Source organism: Herpetosiphon sp., assembly GCF_003512625.1.
In the GTDB taxonomy this organism is placed as follows: Bacteria; Chloroflexota; Chloroflexia; order Chloroflexales; family Herpetosiphonaceae; genus Herpetosiphon; species Herpetosiphon aurantiacus.
Window position 1 is genome coordinate 1 of the sequence record NZ_DOPT01000089.1, and the last position, 19,421, is coordinate 19,421.

Below are 19,421 nucleotides of genomic sequence, written 5' to 3' on the forward strand. Positions count from 1 at the left end.
CTGAAACCCATGTGCCAAATAAGCTTGGCACGAGAACGATTGTTGTTAAGCCCCCTCACTCACGCCTTACAAGGGTAAGTTTTTAACAATTCATTGATCACCACCCTTCCGTCCCGCCTCCAGGCGGGAGACGCAGTGGGCTTTAATCCCCCTGCACCCCCTCAAGGGCAATCAGTGGGATGCAAGCATTCACTGATGAACCCATGCATTCGTGGTTCGCTGCGGAAACTGACCCTTGTTAAGACCTCTAGAACCCTGCTCTCGCCGAACAGGCGATCATGACCATTAGAACGCCCCTCGCCCGCCGCAGTGGGAGAGGGGTCGGGGGTGAGGGAGCTTAAAAGACCTTACACGTTGAACAAGAAGTGGGCGATATCACCATCTTTGACGATGTAGGTTTTGCCTTCGAGCCGTACTGTGCCCGCTTTTTTGGCAGCAGCCATATCGCCAGCTTTCATCAAATCGTCGAAGGCCACGATTTCGGCGCGAATAAAGCCGCGTTGCAAGTCGGAGTGAATCGTGCCAGCCGCTTCAGCCGCACCGATGCCTTGGCGAATCGTCCAAGCTCGCACTTCGTCGTCGCCTGCGGTCAAGAAGCTGATCAAGCCCATCATGGTATACGAAGCTTTGATCACGCGATCGCGGGCTGGCTCAGTAATGCCTAAATCGTCCATAAACATTTGGGCATCTTCATCTTCGAGCTGAGCCAATTCGGCTTCAACTTTGCCTGCCAAGGTCACAATTGCGGTTTTGGGCTTGTCGTAGGCCAAGACTGGCGGCGTTTTGAGTTGCTTTTCGTCGATGTTAACCACCACCAACATGGGTTTGCCACTCAGAAATTGGAAGCCGCGCAGCACTTTGGCTTCTTCTTCGCTCAATTCTTGGGCGCGAATCGGCACATCTTGTTCGAGACCAGTGTATAAGCGTTCGAGCGCGTTGAGTTCCATCAGGCGCACTTCGCGGTCTTTGCCGACCATTTTGGTCACTTCGCCGCGCAAACGGCTCAAACGCCGCTCGATAATCGCCATATCCGAGAACATCAACTCCATATCGACCGAGGCTAGGTCGCGGGCAGCATTGACGCTATCTTGGGGATGCGGCACGCCTTCATCTTCAAATGCTCGCACCACATGCAACAAGGCATCAACTTGGCTGATGTAATTCAGAAACTGTGGGTTCAAGCCGCCGCTTTCGTGGGCATTGCCACTCATCCCGGCCACGTCGATATATTGAACATCGGCTGGCGTGAGTTTTTTGGGCTTGTACATTTTGGCCAAGGCATCAAGCCGCTCGTCGGGCACTTTGACCATGGCGATATTTGGCTCGATTTGGCCCGATGAATAGGCATTTGTTTCTGCCGTATTGCGGGTTAATGCATTAAAAACTGTGGTTTTGCCGCTGTTGGGTAAACCAATAATCCCGATTTTCATGAAACCCCTTTATTTATGGTGTTGGTGTAATTTGAACCGTTGGTGTTGTGGTTGTGCCGCCCAGGCTTTCGCGTGGTGGCGGCGGCGATGGCAACACCATCGAATAGATTCGATTGCTGTTGGCCAGATAGAGCATTTTGCTGGAGCCGCTGCCAATCACAGCAACATCGTTGAGCAATTCCAGCTTGATCGTGCTCGTGCTCGGCATTTTGAGTTGTTGCACAATCTCGCCTTGGCGATTGACCTCGACGATGCGCTGATTGACTGCATCGACGATGAAGAAATTGCCTTGATTGTCGCGGAAGGTTTCAGCACTCACTTCTTGCTCAACGAACAATCGTCGAGCACGTAATGGTGGATCAAGCGCTGGCACTGTGACGGTATCGATCAACGCTCCGCCCTCGAAAATACCAACTGTGCCATCAGGTTGGAGCATATAAATCCGCCCGTCAATCGCCACATCAACCACAGATTTGGTGTTGAAATCGCCAGTTGATGTGGTGATCCAATTTTCGGGCAAGTTGGCAAATTCGCCGGAGCGATAGCGCAAAATCTCGCCAGCAGTGGCGCTATCAGTTCGCCCCAAATCGTAGACATACAAGCCACCGCCGTAGGTCTCGATATCAGGGAATGGTTGACGCGTCCAAAGTTCGCTGCCTTGAATTGTGCGCGAAACCCAGGTTTTGGTATCGCTCAAGTAGAAATAAATGTTCGATTGAGCATTAAGGTTCGGCGGGGCATCGATCGCTGCTAGCTCGCCTTCGCGCAACATGACGCTGCGAATTGGCGCTGCTGGCAATCCGGCAATTTCATCGCCATCTTTTAATAAGCTGATCGGCGGGCTGCTACTGCCTTCGCTGTAGCTGTAGAGCGTGCCATTTTCAGTGCCAATAAAATAGAGATCGTTCTTGCCTGTATTGGGCGTGACAATCAATTTGCCAATCGTGTCGCTGGTTGGCATGGTCGTCACCAGTTTAAGATCGGTCAAGAACGAGGTGCGATCAATGCTCGCCCGCAAATTATCGGATTTTTTGCGCAAGGCCAGATAATCGGCTTTGCGGGTTGGGTTGCTCATATAGCCCTGGTCGCTACCCAAGGTTTCGAGATGGGTATCAAGTTCGCCTAATTCTTCCAAGGCGGCACGATCATCGGTCGCACGAACGGCGGCGTCAAATTTGGCATTAGCTACATTCAAACTATCTTGATAAGCGGCTTCGGTATTTTGCAAGCGGCGATCTTGTACATAGAACCAACCGCCACCAACTAACACAATCAAAAGTGCAATTAACGTCCATGGGATGTTGCGCCGTCGCGAACGCCGATACGACAAATCGCCGCCACGGGCTTGAGCAAAGCGCGGTAGTGGTGGGGCAATCGGGCGGCTACTGCGTCCGAAATTGGCAATAAAGGTCACAATTGCTGCGAGCAAATAGCGAAACGGCGCAGTAAATTTTTGCCAGCCAGTCAACGGCACAACTGGATCACGCTGTGGCACGGGCACGGCGGCAAAATCAATTGGCAACGGCTCCATGTCGGTCAAATCGATGCTGGGAGCACTGCTGGCGGCCTGAATTGCCGCGACCATGCTGGTTTCGCCTAAATATGAGCTAGGCAGCCATTGCTCTGCATCGCGCAAGCTGCGGGGGCGATAGCGCGGGCGCTCGTTGAGCCAGCCCATATCGCGTGGGTCAACTTCTTCAAGTTCGGCAGGCATTGGCGGCAGTTCGTCGATTGCTGAACTTGGTTCGCCGTTTTCATCATCTTTATCGCGGCGCACCATCAAAGCCGCATTGGCCGTTACATCGCTGATCCATTCGCCAACCACGCTGGCCGCAGCCTTGCCGCGTTCGGCCAAACCTTCAGCCGAGAGCAATTCACTGTTTGGGTCAACAAACGGCAGCATATCAATCAGCGCAACGTGGGCTTCATTTAAATTATTGCGTCGCGTAATGGCATACAATTCTTCCAGCGAAGCCGCTGCCTCGGAAAGACAAAACATGCGTTCAGCATCAGCCCGACCTAACACCCGCGCCAAACGGCTCGAACAGAGCACCAACATATCGCCAGCCTCAACCACGTTGCGAAACATTTCTGGTTCGCTGAAAAGGCTGGTGCCAAGCGCGTTGGGCGGCATAATTGTTGAGCTACTGACGTTGCCTTGCCACGATGGATTGGTTGGCAACGCCCGTAATTGGCCGCGATGAGCAATATAGGCTTGAGTTGGCTGAACTTGAGCAATATACAAATCGTTGTTGCGCAACACCGCACATGTACAACCAACCGCAGTTTTTTGGTGATGCGCGGCCTTGAAATTAAACTCATACAACGCCGTATTAGCAGTTTTCAAGGCATTGCGCAAACCTGAAGTAATACTAAATGAGGTATCGGCATAAAATGCTTTGATGATGGTTTGGGTTACCAGATCGCAGGCTTCTTTGCCGCGTGCACCTTCATTAACTGCATCGGTTAATACAAACAAATGGCCTTTGCGAGCCTCAGGTGCAAATAAATTATTGGGCATCGCACTATTAATGCGATCGCTAACATCTTGGCGCAAGCCGTTGACAATTCCAAATTGATACGTTTGTAATTTATAACGTGACATTTAAGCGTTATTCCATATCGCAGTACTTAATCGTTGCACCCAATCAAGGTTGGTCATATCGAAATGCAGCGGCGTAATTGAAACATGGTTGTTGGCCACTGCGCCAAAATCGGTTCCATCATCGGGCTTGCCATCAGGCGCGGCTCCACCAACCCAATAATAGGGGCGGCCCCGTGGATCAAGCCGCTTAATCAATTCATCACGATAAATCCGATGTCCCAAACGAGTAACTTTGGCATCGTTGACAATTTCTGCCGAGCCTTGCGGCACATTTACATTCAACAAAATATCGCTGGGCAATTGCAGTTCCATGGCGGTGGCGGCGATGCGACGAGCCCAATCGGCAGCTACGCTAAAATCGCTGCCAGGCTTGTAGCCATCAACCAGCGAAACCGCAATCGAGCGAATGCCAACCACAAGGCCTTCCATGGCCGCCGCCACCGTGCCCGAATACAAGACATCGTGGCCGAGATTGGCTCCAAGATTGATCCCCGAAACCACCAAATCAGGCCGATGATCCATTACGCCGAGCAGCGCCAGCCCAACACAATCGGCAGGCGAGCCATCACAGGCGAGGGCGGGGCTACCATCAGCAAGCTGAACTTCGTTGACCCGCAGTGGGGCAAATAAGGTGCGACTATGACTACCTGCGCTCCAATTGCGCTCTGGCGCAACCACGGTCACACAGCCCAGCTGCTCAAGTTGGCATTTCAGCGCCAATAAGCCTGGGCTATGTACACCGTCATCATTGGAAAGCAAAATGTTCATGATCGCTCCTCAGGCCATTAGAGCCTGCTCATTCGCGGGCATTATAGGGCATTATGCCACGACATGCCAAACGCCGAGCGCTTGTCGTTGTCAACAAGCGCTCGATCACGAAATTTAGGGTGTTACCACTGGAGTTGGTTGGGGTTGTTCAGGCACAGGCGATGGCTCAACTGGCGACGGCTGAATAATAATCGTCGTCGGCAATGGTAATGCCGGAGTTGGGTTAACTGGCGGCGGAGCCGTCGTTGGTTGGCCTGTTACTGGTGGAGCCGTGGTTGGCTGGCTGCCATCAGGCGAGCGAATGCCCAAAATAATCACAGTATTCAGATCAACCACCGAGCCAACCCCGGGCAGGCTACTGACCACAGCATAGGCTGGATATTGATCAAAAACTGGCCCAAGTCGATCGCGGCCTTGATAATCGACCACAATCTTATCAGGCGCAAAGCCTAAGCTCATCAACTGTTGGCGAGCTTGATTTTCGCCATAGCCAACCAAATTAGGCATCAAAACTTGACCTGGCCCCAGCACTGGTACGGTTGGGGTCAATGGATCAGGCGTTGGTGTGCCTGGAGTTGGGGTTGGAGCAATCGTATCGCAGCCAGGCAACTTATCCGGATCAAGCGCCACTGGCTCATCTTCGTCGTTGCCACTATTGCCACGATCCGATGTATAGCCCTTCCATTTGCTGAGATCGATCCGTTCGTCATCATTGCTTTCGGGCAACTTCCAAACATAAATTGATGAAATTGCGCCTTCGGGATACTCAGCACCTTCGACTGGGCGGCAGTAGGTCGTGGTTTCTTTGCCCTCAGCATCGGTGACGGTTAGCCGCACAACCGAGACTTTTTCGTAGAGATCGCACTTACCGCCAGCATCCAAGCCATCAATAAACAGCTCGTCGGTGCGACCACCGAATGGCCCGGGAATTTCACAAATGCTCTCGCGATAGACCCCGGGATACGATTTTTCGAAGCTTTGGGGCATATTTTCGATGCCACCATAGAAGCCTGCCAAGCGATTCATGATCTGTTCATTGGCAAAAATGGCTTCCATCGTGCGAGCCCAAATCACGCCACCGCCTTGGGTACTTTCAACTTGGGCGGTTTGTTCGTTATTGTTATTGCCCGTCCAGACTGTAACGGTAACGAATGGCGTGAAGCCCGAAGCCCATGCATCGCGGAAGTCGTTGGTCGTCCCAGTTTTGACCGCTGATGGTTGCGAGAGCTTCAAAATGCTATTCAGACCGAAGATTGGGCGACGTGCTTCGTTATCGCTGATCATGTTGGTGATGATGTAGTTCAAGCGACCATCAACACATTGGGTTCCATTGGGAACTCGCGCACCCAATTGATAATCCTCGCCTTCAGGAATCACACACTTGCTAGTATCGCTGACCGCATCGCTTTCGGGGTTGGCCAATGGCGTGGGCTTGAATTCTTCCAAGGTTTTGCCACGAGCATCGGTAATTTTGAGAATTGGGGTTGGCGCAAAATAGCGACCACCGCTGGCAACCGTATTGTAGGCTGTCGCCAAATCCAATGGGGTAACTTCGCCACCACCAAGGGTCAGCGCCAAGCCATAATAGCCTGGGTCGTTAGCCAAAACATTCGGCGAAATGCCCAAACGATGCAATAGATCAAGGGTTTCGGGAATGCCAGCAGCCTTCAAGCCCTTGACTGCTGGAATATTCAGCGAGTTGGCAACTGCAGTGCGTGCCCGTAATGGCCCATGAAATTGATTATCGAAGTTTTGTGGTTCGTATTTGACCCCGCGTGGGTTGAAAATCGTTGGCACATCCCACAACACACTGGCAGGGGTGATCCCGCGTGCGCCGTCGGTCGCCACATATTGCTCCATCCCCGAAAGATAGGTGAATGGTTTCAAAGCCGAGCCTGGTTGGCGCAAAGCAGTGGTGACATTGACTTTGCCATCAAGCACGTTGCCCTCTTCGCCGGGGGTTGTGGTGGTTTCGGAAAGATCATAGCCAATCGAGCCAACCATGCCCAAAATTTGGCCAGTGTTGGGCTGCATCACCACCACCGCAGCATTGTGAATATTGCGATTATCGGCGTTAAGTTCTTGAATACGAGTATAGGCGATGGTTTGGGCTAGATTTTGGGTTTCCAAATCGAGGGTGGTGGTGATGCTGAGACCACCATTTGAAACCACCTCAGCCCCATAGCGTTGTTGCAAATAATCTTTGACATAAAAGACAAAGTGTGGTGCTAATAAACTGACTTCAGGCTTGGCAAACTGTAAATCTTTAGCCACTGCTGCTCGCGCTTCGCGTTCAGTCAAATAATTGTTTTTGACCATTTGGCGCAGCACTTCGATTTGGCGACCTTTGGGTGGGGCAATCTCGCCTTTGATGTCATTGCTCAAATCGTAGAGCGGATCAATCCAAACATCTTTGGGTAATTTAATTCCTTTGAGCAGCAAATTATCGTCGAGCCACGGCATGGGGTTATAGGTCGTGGGCAATTGGGGAATCCCGCCGAGCAACGACGATTGAGCAATATCCAAATCTTTGGCATCAACCCCGAAATAATTCTGGGCGGCGGCCTGAATGCCATACGACAAGTTGCCATAGGGAATTTCGTTCAGATACAGTTCGAGAATTTCGTTTTTGCTATAAACCGTGTTCAACTCTTGGGCCAAGATAATTTCTTTGACCTTGCGGCTATAGACGTTGGGATCTTGACGCTCTTCGGTGGTCAGTACGATCAAGCGCACAACCTGCTGGGTAATGGTTGAAGCACCGCCAGCCCCAACACTTTGCTGGGTAAGGTTGGCATAGGTTGCCCGCGCAATACTGAAATAGTTCACACCAGAGTTTTCGAAGAACGAGGCATCTTCGGCGGCAACCGTCGCGTTAATCAAATGCTTAGAAACTTCTTCAAGTTTAACTGGTGTACGCCGACCTTCGCCAACAAATTCATATAGCAGCGTGCCATTGCGATCGTAAATTTTTGATGGCTGAAAAGCCGTATAGGTATGAATTTGATCAAGCCGTGGCTTGAGGTTGGCGGCAATACCGTTGTAGGTAACGGCCATGGCCACCCCAGCCACGCCCATGAGCACGAGCCCAGCCACCAACAAGCCCACAAAGGCCAGCACAATGCGGCGGCCCATAGGGCGTGGAGCTTGCTTATTGCCAAGCCGTGAGGGAATAAATCGTGTAGTGCGGCGTTGTCGCCGTGAGATTACATTTCGAGTTTGACGCATAGTAGACACATACCCCTTTATGGTGTTATGGTCGCCGGATATATACAACAAGGCGGCTCGCGCCGCCTCGGGTATTCTACCATGCTCAGATTGCCAAGTTGCAAAATTTGGGGCTTTTTCAGCTAACCATCAGTTGAACATCAGGCAGACGTTGGCGCTAAACGAGCCATGGTATAAGCATCGCTGAGCTTGCCACCACGATAGGCATAGTTGCGCAATGTGCCTTCGACCGCGAAATCAAAGCGCTTGTAGAGCGTGATCGCTGGCGTGTTATCGGTAAAAACGACGATTTCAAGCCGACTGAGGCCAAGCCAATTTTCGGCCAAATCGATCATGGCCGCCATCAAGGCTGCGCCAATCCCACGGCCTTGATAATCGTCGCGCACCGCTAATTCCAAATCGCCAGCATGTCGCCGCCGACCCTCGCCAATCTCCAAACTGATGATGCCAACAACCATGGCATCGATTGTGGCAACCAAGCGCGGCGTTTCGGTATCGGGGTTTTCCACCCGTCGTCGCCAGACATCCTGCGAAGGAAACGGCACATGCAACGATCCATCAAGCACATTTGGCCCGCTAAATATGGTTGCAAGGTCAAGGTAATCATCTGGCTCCAAAGCCCGAATGATAATATCCAAGGTTTTACTCATGAAACTACTTTCTCGAAAAACTTAGCCAACCGAGTATAAAGGTGTTTGGCGTAATTCTGCCAGATTGGCCGCTCCAGTGCAAAACATGCTGATCCGCAATTCGTCAATTACTGCCAAAATAGCTTCGTAGACAGCTTCGCTGCCGCCATCGTTTTGGGCCAACAAATTTGGCGCAGCAGATGCGCCTAAATCAGCGCCGAGCGCAATCGCTTTGGCCAAATCTAGCCCGCTGCGCAATCCACCAGAACCAATAATCCCAATGTTTGGCAACGCTGCCCGCACTTGCTTAATCGCCTCGGTGGTTGGAATACCCCAACCTGCGAAGGTTGCAGCAATCCGTTGGCCTGCCTGAGTGCGATGGCGGAAGCGTTCGACTTCGCTCCAACTTGTGCCACCAGCCCCCGCCACATCGATCGCCTGCACGCCAGCTTCAACTAAACGCTTGGCAGTTTTGGCTCCAATGCCGTTGCCAACTTCCTTGGCGATAACTGGCACGGGCAAAGCACGACAGATTGCCTCAACTTTTTGCAATAAGCCTGCAAAATTGGTGTCGCCTTCAGGCTGGACGGCCTCTTGCAACGCATTAAAATGCAAAATCAGCGCATCAGCTTGAATCATATCAACTGCGCGTAGGCATTGTTCAACGCCATAGCCATAGTTGAGTTGCACCGCGCCCAAATTGGCAAACAAGGCAATATCAGGTGCAACGCGGCGCACTTGATACGAAGCAGCAACACTTGGGTCGAAAATTGCTGCCCGTTGCGAGCCAACACCCATTGCCACGCCCAAGGCTTGAGCGGCTTCGGCCAATTGTAAATTAATTTTCTCAGTTGGCGCAGCACCACCGGTCATCGAGCTAATTAAAAATGGTGCTTTGAGCTGCTTGCCCAAAAATGTTGTGCTCAAATCAATCCTGCGCATATCCAATTCTGGCAGGGCATCATGCTCAAAATGATAACGCCCAAAGCCAGTTGTTATGCCTTTGGCGTTGACATCTTCTTTAATCACAATATTAACATGATCGATTTTACGGCCTTCGGTTGCAGTTTCTGTCATGATCCAGCCTCGTTATTGCTCATCAGCCCCAAAAAATTCGAGCCACTCATCAATCTCATCTGGGTGAACTGGCGGCGGTGGTTTATGCAGCCGTTCGCCAGTGCTAGCTTGGGGGTTTTTGCCACCGCGCGAGAGTCGTGGTCGGCCATCAGCATCACGCGGAATCGGATCAGGCTGATCTTTGCGGCGTGGTGGCAATTGCCAACGCTCTGGCGGCTGTGGCACAACAATTGGTTTAGCAGCCTGCGGCGAGCGCCGTTTGGCTTGGGTGGCGCTGCGTTGCTGCGTTGGTTGATTTGGCTTGGGTTTGCGCGTCAAGTCAACTTTGCTCTCAGCACTCTCTTTATCAATGCCAAAAAAATCTAGCCATTCTGGCAGTTGATCTTGGCGAACATGGGCATGCATTTCTTGGTGGGTTGGGGCGTTGGGGTCAGCCGCACCCATCGATTCAAGCAGCGCGGCAAAATCCCGCGCAGTAATCACCCGAGCGCCAACCGCATCAGCCACCGAGGTAATCGCCCGATCCGATGAGACTAAAACCCACTCGCTGGGCCGTGATAAGCGCACAAGTTGCGATTTAATAATCTCATCGGCATCGCTAGGCGAGCGGGCAAAACGCACACTGACCCCGCCGCCGCCAAGCGAGCCTTGGGTGTATTGACCACGATCAAAGACGACTGAAACACTCACTTTACGGGTAATCGCAAAGCGTTGCAGCAGTTGAACCAATTTGGCTTCATCGTCGGGGTCGTTCAGGCGAATAGTCGCTAGTTGACCGATTAAATTATGACCATCAATTATATAGGGCATACCAGCCTCAGTTTGGATATTTGTATGATCGCCGTAAGCTACGGATGATCAGTCGGTTTAGTTTTCGTTGCTGTAAATCAGGGATTATGATTCGCCGCTAAGCTAGTGTGCCAGTGCTTGTCACAATGCTGTAGGATATACATCATAACAAATAATTGGCTACTTGGGCGGTTTATTTCTCGGTTTGCAGTTAATTGTACGTCAAGGAGCAGGCTATGCAGCATCAATCTGTGCGGCAATTTTTCGAAGCAACTGAACGTGATACGCTCTCGCCATTGGCCGCCTTGAGTGCTCAGGCCAAACGCGATCAGCCAGAGCCAGCTTCGCCAGTGCGCACCGAATTTCAGCGCGATCGCGACCGCATTTTACATTCCAAGGCTTTTCGCCGACTCAAACATAAAACTCAAGTCTTTATTGCGCCGATTGGCGATCATTATCGTACTCGTTTGACCCACACGCTTGAGGTGACCCAAATTGCCCGTACCATTGGTCGCGCTTTGCGGCTAAACGAAGATTTAATCGAGGCGATTGGCTTGGGCCACGATTTGGGGCACACGCCATTTGGCCATGCTGGTGAAGCCGCGCTCGCCAAAGCAATTGGCCGCAAGTTTCGGCATAACGAGCAAAGTGTGCGGGTGGTTGAGCTGTTGGAGAAACATGGCGAGGGGCTGAATTTAACCCAACAAGTGCGCGAGGGTATCTATTCGCACTCCAAATCGCGCAAAGATATTACCACCGCAACATGGGGCACAGCCTCAACCCTCGAAGGCCAAATTATCAAATTGGCTGATAGTGTGGCCTACATTAATCATGATATTGATGATGCGATGCGGGCTGGCATTTTACAGCTGGGCGATTTGCCAAGCGCCTATGTGGCAGTGCTTGGCACAACCCACGCCGAGCGGATTAATACCATGGTTTGCGATATGATCGACCATAATTGGTGGGCACGCGGTGAGCAGCCAGCCCCCGGCGAATTGAGCATCAGCATGAGTCCGCAAATTCTAGAGGCAACCAACGGCGTGCGCGAATATATGTATGCCAATGTTTATTTGCGCGGCCCCGCCAAAACCGAGGATGGCAAGGTCGAGTATGTGATCAACACACTCTACGAATATTATTGTCAGCATCCCGAAGCCTTGCCAAGCGATCTGTTGGCAATTTGCGAGCAGCGCGGCGAGCCAACCGAACGCGCCGTGATCGATTATATTGCTGGCATGACTGATCGCTATGCCCTGAAAAAATTCAACGATTTGTTTATTCCTAAAACGTGGGATATGTAGTAGAAGTGGGGTCAGGGGCTAGGGCTTAGAGGTCAGGGGTAATAGATTATAAGTTTAGCCAACCAGTTCCAGCGTTCCCTCACCCCCAACCCCTCTCCCACGACGGCGGGCAAGGGGAGCACGCTTGGAGCGGTTCCCCTCGCCTCGCGTGCGGGAAGGGGGTCAGGGGGTGAGGGAATGAACCATTACACATAGCCTATAGCCCTTCGCTTCGTGTGCTTCGTGGTTAAAAGCCTACTCTGACTCCTGACCCCTGATCCCCGATCCCTCGTTCTATATTCTTGGTTTATAATAGCGATCTATTGACAATTAACTAGACACAGCCAACTGTGGAGGTTTACCAGGTGCAAACGTATTTGTTTTCGGCAGAAGTTGTTTTGGGGATTGCCTTGATTACTTTGGTGCTTTTACAAGCCAAAGGCAATAGCGCGAGCGTTTTGGGTGGCCGCAACACCTCAGCCACCTATCGCACCCGCCGCGGCGTTGAAAAAACCCTCTTTAATGTAACGATTGTGATCGCCAGCGTGTTAATTATTTTAGCACTCGTGCATCCCTTCTTATTAACAGTATAAGCGTATGGTTCGACGTATTCGTTGGCAAATTGGAGCCACGTTGGTTTGTGCTAGTCTGGTTTTGTTGTTGTTGGCGCATCTTGCGCTAGCAACAACAGCAGGCGGCGAGGCAGGCGTTGGCGGGGTCTATCGCGAGGCCTTGGTTGGCGAGGTCAATGATCTTAACCCATTGCGCGGTAGTGCCCAAACCCGCGCCGAGGCCGACTTAAGTGCTTTGTTGTTTGAAGGCTTGACCCGCGTTGAGGCAACTGGCGTGGTCGTGCCCGATCTCGCCGAAAATTGGCAGGTCAGCAGCAATAATCTGGTTTATACCATGACCTTGCGCACTGATGTGCGCTGGCACGATGCCACACCTTTTTCTGCAAACGATGTGATCTGGACGATCGACTGGATCAAAAGCCCACAATTTAATGGCGACCCCAGCCTTAAGTTAGCTTGGCAAAATATCGCCGTCACCGCGTTGAATCCGCAAACTGTGCGTTTTAACTTGCCAGTTGCTTTTGCGCCCTTCCTCAACCAACTAACTGTGCCAATTTTGCCCGCGCATCTGTTGCGCAACGCTACGCCCGACCAATGGCAAGCTTGGAATCAGCAACCAGTTGGCACTGGCAGTTTTCGCTTTGGTAAACGCGATGGCAACTTAATCGAGCTATTGGCCAACACTGATTACCGTCCGAATATTCCCAATAGTCGCCCCAATTTGGAGCGGCTGGAGTTTCGGCTTTACGCAACCATGGAAGCTGCGCATGAAGCACTGCGCCGTGATTTGGTCGATGCGTTTGCCTACGATGTGACTGAACAAGGCGAATTACCGTTGCCAATCGGCTATCGCCAGGTGCGTGCGCCTTTGGCTGATTATGTGGTCCTGACGATTAATTTGCGTCGTCCGCCACTTGATGATTTACGGGTGCGCCAAGCGATCGATTATGCAGTTGACCCAACTACGTTGATTACTGAAGTGTTGCAAAATCGGGCGTTGCCCTTGAATTCGCCAATTTTGCCTTCGTCGTGGGCGGTTGCTGAGGGTCTCACCGGCTATATTGATGATGCTGAGCAGAGTCGCGCCAATGGGTTGCTTGATCAAGCTGGTTGGCAGCGTGATGCCGAAGGGTGGCGGCGTAAAGCTGGCCAATTGTTGCGCTTCGATTTGGTCAGTGCCAACAGCCCCGAACGCAGCGCCATCGCCGAACGCATTCAAGCCCAATTAGCCACGGTCGGTATTTCAAGCAGTTTGCAATTGGTTCCGAGCAGCAATTTGCAAGATACGCTGAGCCAACATACCTTCGATTTAGCAATTCATGGTTGGTCGAATTTAGGCAGCGACCCCGATGTTTACGAGTTATGGCATTCGTCGCAGGTCAACGCCGCCAACTTTGCTGGCCTCGAAGACCCAGCAATTGATGATTTATTGGTGCGTGCTCGCCAAACCACCAGCCAAGAAACCCGCCGCGAATTGTATGCTGAATTTCAGGCCAAATGGCTAGCACTCGCGCCCTCAGTGATGCTCTATCAGCCGTTGTTGGAGCAGCAGGTTGGACCATCGATCGAGGTGCTTGGTCTGGCTCCAATCAACCAACAAGCTGAAGTGCTCTATCGGCATAGCGATCGCTTCCGGCGGATCGCCAATTGGTATCTAGTATCCACCCGTCAAGTCTTGCCCAACTTCCGAAATGAACCACAAAACGAACGCCCACGCTAATCAGCGGGGCGTTGCGGCTTTTTAGGGTTGTTGATGAGAAAGGATCAGCCAAATGACTACCCAAACGCTCCCACACTGGGATCTTTCAGTTGTCTACCCCAGCCTAGACTCGCCTGAATTTGCCGCAGGCTTTCAACGGATCAAGCAACAAGTGAGCGATCTCAAAAGCCTGTTTGATCAAGCTGCTATCCAACGTAGTGAAAACCAAGTGCTTGATTCCGCCACCATCGCGACCTTTGAAACCGTAACTACTGCCTTCAACCAAACCCAAGATGCGATGATGACCAATTTTAGCTATGTGATGGGCTTTGTCGCCACCGACACCCGTGATACGCTAGCCCAAGCTCGGTTTAGCGAAATGCAACAATTGGGCATGCAATTGCAACAATTGGGTCTGCGCTGGGTCGCTTGGATTGGTGGCTTGGATATTGATCAATTGATTGCTCAATCAAGTTTGGCCGCCGAGCATGCCTTTATTTTGCACAAAACCAAGCAAGAAGCGTTGCACCTGATGTCGCCAGCCGAAGAAGTGTTGGCAGTCGAACTCAATTTGAGCGGTGGCAGCGCTTGGAGCAAATTGCACACGGTGGTTAGCTCACAGCTTAGCGTGCCAGTCACGCATGCTGGCGAAACCAAGCATATGCCAATGAGCATGGTACGCAATTTGGCGTTTGATCCAAATCGTGAAGTTCGGCGCAGCGCTTACGAGGCCGAATTGGCTGGCTGGAAAGGGGTCGAAACGCCCATGGCAGCGGCAATCAACAGCATCAAAGGCCAAGTTAACACGTTGGCTGGCCATCGTGGTTGGGCTACAGCGTTGGATGAGGCGCTGGCGGATAACAATATTGATCGCCAAACCCTTGATGCAATGTTAACCGCCGCCCGCGAAACCTTCCCAGATTTCCGCCGCTACTTGCGGGCCAAAGCACGGTTGGTGGGCAGCGAACGGTTGGCATGGTTCGATCTCTTCGCGCCGATTGGCAACGATGTCAGCACTTGGGAATACGCCGAATCGGAAGCCTTCATTTTGGAGCATTTCGGCAGCTATTCACAACGCTTGCGTGATTATGCCGCCCGCGCCTTCGATGAAAACTGGATCGATGCTGAGCCACGGGCTGGCAAACGTGATGGCGCGTTCTGTATGCGTTTAGTTGGCGATCAATCACGCATCCTGAGCAACTATAAGCCCTCGTTTGCTGGAATGCGCACCCTTGCACATGAGTTGGGTCACGGCTATCATAACCTTAACTTAGCCGAAACCACCCCATTGCAGCGCCAAATTCCGATGACCTTGGCTGAAACTGCCAGCATTTTCTGTGAAACGATTGTGCGCAACGCCGCCTTGGCTAAGGCTGATGCTGCAACCCAATTAGCAATCATCGAATCATCGTTGCAAAATAGCTGCCAGTTGGTTGTCGATATCAGCAGCCGCTTTATTTTCGAGCAAAGCCTGTTCGAAGCCCGTCAAGCGCGTGAGCTAAGCGTGCAGGAAATTAACGACCTAATGCTCAAGGCCCAAGCTGAAACCTATGGCGATGGCTTGGACGAACAGTACTACCATCCGTATATGTGGGCGGTCAAAGGTCATTACTATAGCACTGAACGCTCATTTTACAATTATCCCTATATGTTTGGCTTATTGTTCGGCTTAGGCTTGTATGCCCAGTATGTAGCAACACCCGATGAGTTTCGGGCCAAATACGATGATTTATTGGCGGCTTCGGGCAAGCATGACGCAGCAACCTTGGCCGAACGTTTTGGGATTGATATTCGGACCCCCGATTTTTGGCGGGCAAGTTTGGCCACCATCAAGGCCGATATTGACCGTTTCGTTGAGCTAAGCGAGCAGTTGTTGGATACCGCTGCCCACTAAACGAAGCCAGCGTCCGCCAATGCACAAGGAGTTTTAGCTATGCGACGCAGGTTTGTGCTATTGGTACTTTTGCTGGTGCTAGTTGGATGTGGTGGAGCGGAAGCGCCCAAGGCCAAAATTATTGCGCTGTTGTTGCCAGAGCAAACCACCAAACGCTATGAAACTGTGGATCGGCCATGGTTCGAGCGCGAAATGAATTTGCTCTGCAACGATTGTCAGGTGTTGTACTACAACGCCCAAAATAACCCAAGCTTGCAACAACAGCAGGCCGAAGAGGCGATCAAGGCTGGGGCACGGGTGTTGGTGCTTGATCCAGTCGATTCGGTCGATGCTCGCACGATTGCTGATCATGCTGCTGAGCAATCGATTCCAGTTGTGGCCTATGATCGGCTGATTCTTAATTCGCCTGGCGTTACGGCCTATATCTCGTTTGATAACCAAAAAATCGGCGAATTACAGGCCGAAAGCTTGATTGCCGGCCTTGCCGCGCGTGGCCTGAGTAATCCCAAAATTCTGCTGCTTCACGGCTCGCTGAGCGATAACAATGCCAGCGAGTACAAGCGTGGAGCCAAAAAGGTTTTTGATCCATTAGTCGCTGCTGGCAAATTGACGATTATTGGCGAGTTTGATACGCCCGATTGGAAGCCCGCCGAGGCGCAGCAATATGTTGAACGAATGCTGGCAGCTGGCGATCAGATCGACGGAATTTATGCGGCCAATGATGGTACTGCTGGTGGTGCATTAGTCGCTGTCCAAGCAGCCAAGCTTGAGCCATTGCCCTTGATTACTGGCCAAGATGCTGAACTCACCGCCGTGCAGCGGATCATCACTGGTGAGCAACATATGACGGTGTATAAGGCAATTCGGCCTCAAGCCGAGGCTGCCGCCAAAATCGCTCATGCCTTGATGGTTGGTCAGCCCATTCCAACCAACTTGGTCAACAATCGCACGGTGGCAAACGGAATTATGAATGTTCCAGCGATTTTGCTCAATCCAGTTGTGGTCACCAAAGCCACGGTCAAAGATACCATTGTGAGCGATAATTTTTGGTCGCCGCAACAACTTTGCCCAGTCAAATTAGTACCCGCTTGTGAAGCAGTAGGCATCAAGCCCTAAACGACAATCAGCATCACACTACAACACCCGATCTGCCTGTGCGGTCGGGTGTTTTTGCGAGGAAATAGCAATGTCAACCCGTTTACGTCGCGGTTTGGAGTTTGGCCTTGGCCTGATTATCTTAATCGGCTTGATTTGGTTCAACAATCTGCCCAGCAGCGATCAACCAACGCCCAGCCCAAATCCTAGTGCAACTATCGAAATCAGTTCGCGGGGTTTGCCATCGAGCACGCCACAACAAGCGACCAGCCGACCACGCCAGACTGCCGTGGCAACCGCCAAACCAACCACGCGGCCACGCCAGACGGTCATGCCGACTGCCAAACCAACCACGCGGCCACGCCCAAGCCCGACGGTTGCGCCGACCGCCCGCGCTACGCGCACGCCTGAGCGCGATTCGGCTGGATTGCGCTATGTGGCGTTTGGCGATTTGCCAATTCAAGCCCAAGCTACAATTCGCTTGATCGAGCAGGGCGGGCCGTTTCCCTATAGCAAAGATGGGGCAATTTTCAACAATCGTGAGCAAATTTTGCCGAGCAAACCACGCGGCTACTATCGCGAATACACCGTCGAAACGCCTGGCTCAGCCGATCGCGGGGCACGCCGAATTGTGGCTGGCGATAATGGCGAGTTGTATTACACCGATGATCATTATGCAAGTTTTCGGAGAGTACGCCAATGAAATTGAACAATCTGGCTCGTGATCCCGCTCAATCAGGTTTATATCGGGTGCAAGCTTCGCATATTGGCCGTTTGTTGATGGGCGTGCAACACCATCAACTCCAAATTATCGAGCTTGATGGCCGTGAAATTAGTAGCAAGGCCGATTTGCTGCATGCCTGCGCTCAGGCCTTGCAGTTCCCCAGCTATGTTGACCACAATTGGGATGCGCTCGAAGAAGCGTTAAACGATTTAAGTTGGTTGGAAACAACAGGTCTGATTATTATTTTCTATGAGGCCGATCAATTGTGCCGCCATGATCACGGTGCTTGGCAAATTTTCTGTGAAATCGCTCAAAGTTGTGTTGAGCAATGGCGTAGTCGAGGCTATGTGTGGAGCATTTGGTTTAGCGGCTTGGAATATAGCCAGCCAGAATTGCTCGATTTGGCTGAGGTTTTGGATGAGCCAAATCTCCAAGCATAGCGCGTTGGATAATGACCCAACGCGCTCAATATCGCCAAACTTATTTGATTATAAAGCTGGTTGTAGCAGTTTGACCTGTGCTGAAACTGGCCCGTACATCATTGCGCCGCCCACTTGATTGGCTGCCAACTTTGAACTGAATCGTGGCAATGCCGCTACTATCGGTCAAGCCAATCAGCGATTGGGTTCCGCTGGCCAAATCGATTTCAACGGTGGCAGTTGCCCCGCTCTTAGGCTTGGCACTAATCGTCAAGCGCACACAGACCGTTTGGGTTGTATTGCTAGCAATTTCGGGATAGACCACCCAAGCCTGTGCGCCTTCGGCGACTGCTGGCGCGTTCATGGTGCAATTGGCGGTCGTTGGCGGTGAAGTGGTTGGCGGCGTGGTTGGTGGAGTGGTTCCGCGCACCTCTTTGCCGAGCAAGCCCAACAACACCTTAAAATTATTGGGATTATTGGGATGCCACTCGAAGCGAGCACGCTCAAACCATTGGGTTTCGACTAAATCGCCACTGCTGTTCCGCTCCATTTTTGGCTCAGTCAAGGGCAAACCAAACAACTGTAACGAACGTGCATAGGCATCCAATCCATCGATTTTCAAGCCATTGGCTTGCCAATAGCTTTTGAAGCCAATCCCATTGCCTTGATCACAGACATTGTGCCCAGTTTCTTTGAACCACAAACAGCCAGCCTTTGGCCCAGATTCTGCTGAATCAGGTTGGCGGCCCAGTTGTGCCAAGCGATCTTTGCCCAATAAACCCAGCAAAACCTCATAAGGCGTGCCCGTATTTTCCGGATGCAACTCAAAACGATTGCGTTCCATCCATTGGGTCCGATAGACTTTGCCAGTTTCGCGATTTTGTTCGCGGTTGACCGTGGTAATTGGATAACCAAAAACGGGCAGGCCGCCGTTAGCTTCCCAATAATCGCTAAATGGGTCACTCAAACAGTGAGGGCTTTGATCTTCGGGGAAGCAGACTTCATGAGCTGAGGCCGCTCTGGGCCAAAGGGTTAACCCCAGCAATAACCCTAAAATCAGCATGACACGTTTTGGCATATCAATCACCTTCCTATCGTACAATTGTATGGTAATCATTTAAAAATGATATAGATTAAGCACGTTTAGCTGGCCACCGTAACAGCAGCCAGCCTCACTGGAAACCAAGCGCACGGCGGATCAAAGAGCGC

The 19,421-nt window shown here is 51.7% G+C and carries 15 protein-coding genes; 7 read left to right on the plus strand and 8 right to left on the minus strand.

Going from position 1 to position 19,421, the window contains the following annotated elements:
• Nucleotides 1-347: 347 nt before the first annotated feature.
• From ychF to DEF47_RS18900, 7 genes are all read right to left on the minus strand, one after another.
• On the minus strand, nt 348-1,430 hold the full coding sequence (ychF, locus tag DEF47_RS18870) for a redox-regulated ATPase YchF (RefSeq protein ID WP_012192214.1): 1,083 nt from the start codon (nt 1,428-1,430) through the stop codon (nt 348-350).
• 13 nt (nt 1,431-1,443) lie between these two features.
• The gene (locus DEF47_RS18875; protein WP_012192213.1) at nt 1,444-4,035 is read right to left on the minus strand and encodes a hypothetical protein; all 2,592 of its coding nucleotides are present in this window, start codon (nt 4,033-4,035) and stop codon (nt 1,444-1,446) included.
• On the minus strand, nt 4,036-4,803 hold the full coding sequence (surE, locus tag DEF47_RS18880) for a 5'/3'-nucleotidase SurE (RefSeq protein WP_012192212.1): 768 nt from the start codon (nt 4,801-4,803) through the stop codon (nt 4,036-4,038).
• Nucleotides 4,804-4,917: 114 nt separating this feature from the next.
• Nucleotides 4,918-8,031 carry a transglycosylase domain-containing protein gene (locus DEF47_RS18885; RefSeq protein WP_012192211.1) on the minus strand — a complete coding sequence of 1,038 codons (3,114 nt, stop codon included), beginning with the start codon at nt 8,029-8,031 and terminating at the stop codon, nt 4,918-4,920.
• Between the two features lie 140 nt (nt 8,032-8,171).
• Entirely contained in the window at nt 8,172-8,681 is a 510-nt protein-coding gene (locus DEF47_RS18890) for a GNAT family N-acetyltransferase (protein ID WP_012192210.1), read from the minus strand.
• Nucleotides 8,682-8,702: 21 nt separating this feature from the next.
• Nucleotides 8,703-9,737: a type 2 isopentenyl-diphosphate Delta-isomerase gene (gene fni, locus DEF47_RS18895; protein ID WP_012192209.1), complete on the minus strand. Its 1,035-nt coding sequence runs from the start codon at nt 9,735-9,737 to the stop codon at nt 8,703-8,705.
• 12 nt (nt 9,738-9,749) lie between these two features.
• On the minus strand, nt 9,750-10,547 hold the full coding sequence (locus tag DEF47_RS18900) for an NYN domain-containing protein (protein ID WP_012192208.1): 798 nt from the start codon (nt 10,545-10,547) through the stop codon (nt 9,750-9,752).
• Nucleotides 10,548-10,762: 215 nt separating this feature from the next.
• Between DEF47_RS18900 and DEF47_RS18905 the strand changes: the two genes are divergently transcribed.
• The 7 genes from DEF47_RS18905 to DEF47_RS18935 all read left to right on the plus strand — a co-directional run bounded on the left by DEF47_RS18905 (nt 10,763) and on the right by DEF47_RS18935 (nt 18,233).
• Nucleotides 10,763-11,830 carry a deoxyguanosinetriphosphate triphosphohydrolase gene (locus DEF47_RS18905; protein WP_012192207.1) on the plus strand — a complete coding sequence of 356 codons (1,068 nt, stop codon included), beginning with the start codon at nt 10,763-10,765 and terminating at the stop codon, nt 11,828-11,830.
• 344 nt (nt 11,831-12,174) lie between these two features.
• Complete coding sequence (gene secG, locus DEF47_RS18910; RefSeq protein ID WP_012192206.1) at nt 12,175-12,402, plus strand: preprotein translocase subunit SecG; 228 nt, start codon at nt 12,175-12,177, stop codon at nt 12,400-12,402.
• A gap of 4 nt (nt 12,403-12,406) precedes the next feature.
• Complete coding sequence (locus DEF47_RS18915) at nt 12,407-14,101, plus strand: peptide ABC transporter substrate-binding protein (RefSeq protein WP_012192205.1); 1,695 nt, start codon at nt 12,407-12,409, stop codon at nt 14,099-14,101.
• Nucleotides 14,102-14,153: 52 nt separating this feature from the next.
• The gene (locus tag DEF47_RS18920; RefSeq protein ID WP_012192204.1) at nt 14,154-15,974 is read left to right on the plus strand and encodes a M3 family oligoendopeptidase; all 1,821 of its coding nucleotides are present in this window, start codon (nt 14,154-14,156) and stop codon (nt 15,972-15,974) included.
• A 39-nt stretch (nt 15,975-16,013) separates the two neighbouring features.
• On the plus strand, nt 16,014-17,090 hold the full coding sequence (locus tag DEF47_RS18925; RefSeq protein WP_012192203.1) for a sugar ABC transporter substrate-binding protein: 1,077 nt from the start codon (nt 16,014-16,016) through the stop codon (nt 17,088-17,090).
• A gap of 70 nt (nt 17,091-17,160) precedes the next feature.
• Complete coding sequence (locus tag DEF47_RS18930) at nt 17,161-17,772, plus strand: guanyl-specific ribonuclease (protein ID WP_012192202.1); 612 nt, start codon at nt 17,161-17,163, stop codon at nt 17,770-17,772.
• The gene (locus DEF47_RS18935) at nt 17,769-18,233 is read left to right on the plus strand and encodes a barstar family protein (RefSeq protein ID WP_012192201.1); all 465 of its coding nucleotides are present in this window, start codon (nt 17,769-17,771) and stop codon (nt 18,231-18,233) included. Before DEF47_RS18930 ends, DEF47_RS18935 begins: the two co-directional genes overlap by 4 nt.
• 40 nt (nt 18,234-18,273) lie before the next feature.
• Here DEF47_RS18935 and DEF47_RS18940 read toward each other — a convergent pair whose 3' ends face one another.
• Entirely contained in the window at nt 18,274-19,290 is a 1,017-nt protein-coding gene (locus tag DEF47_RS18940) for a hypothetical protein (RefSeq protein ID WP_012192200.1), read from the minus strand.
• Between the last annotated feature and the right edge of the window lie 131 nt (nt 19,291-19,421).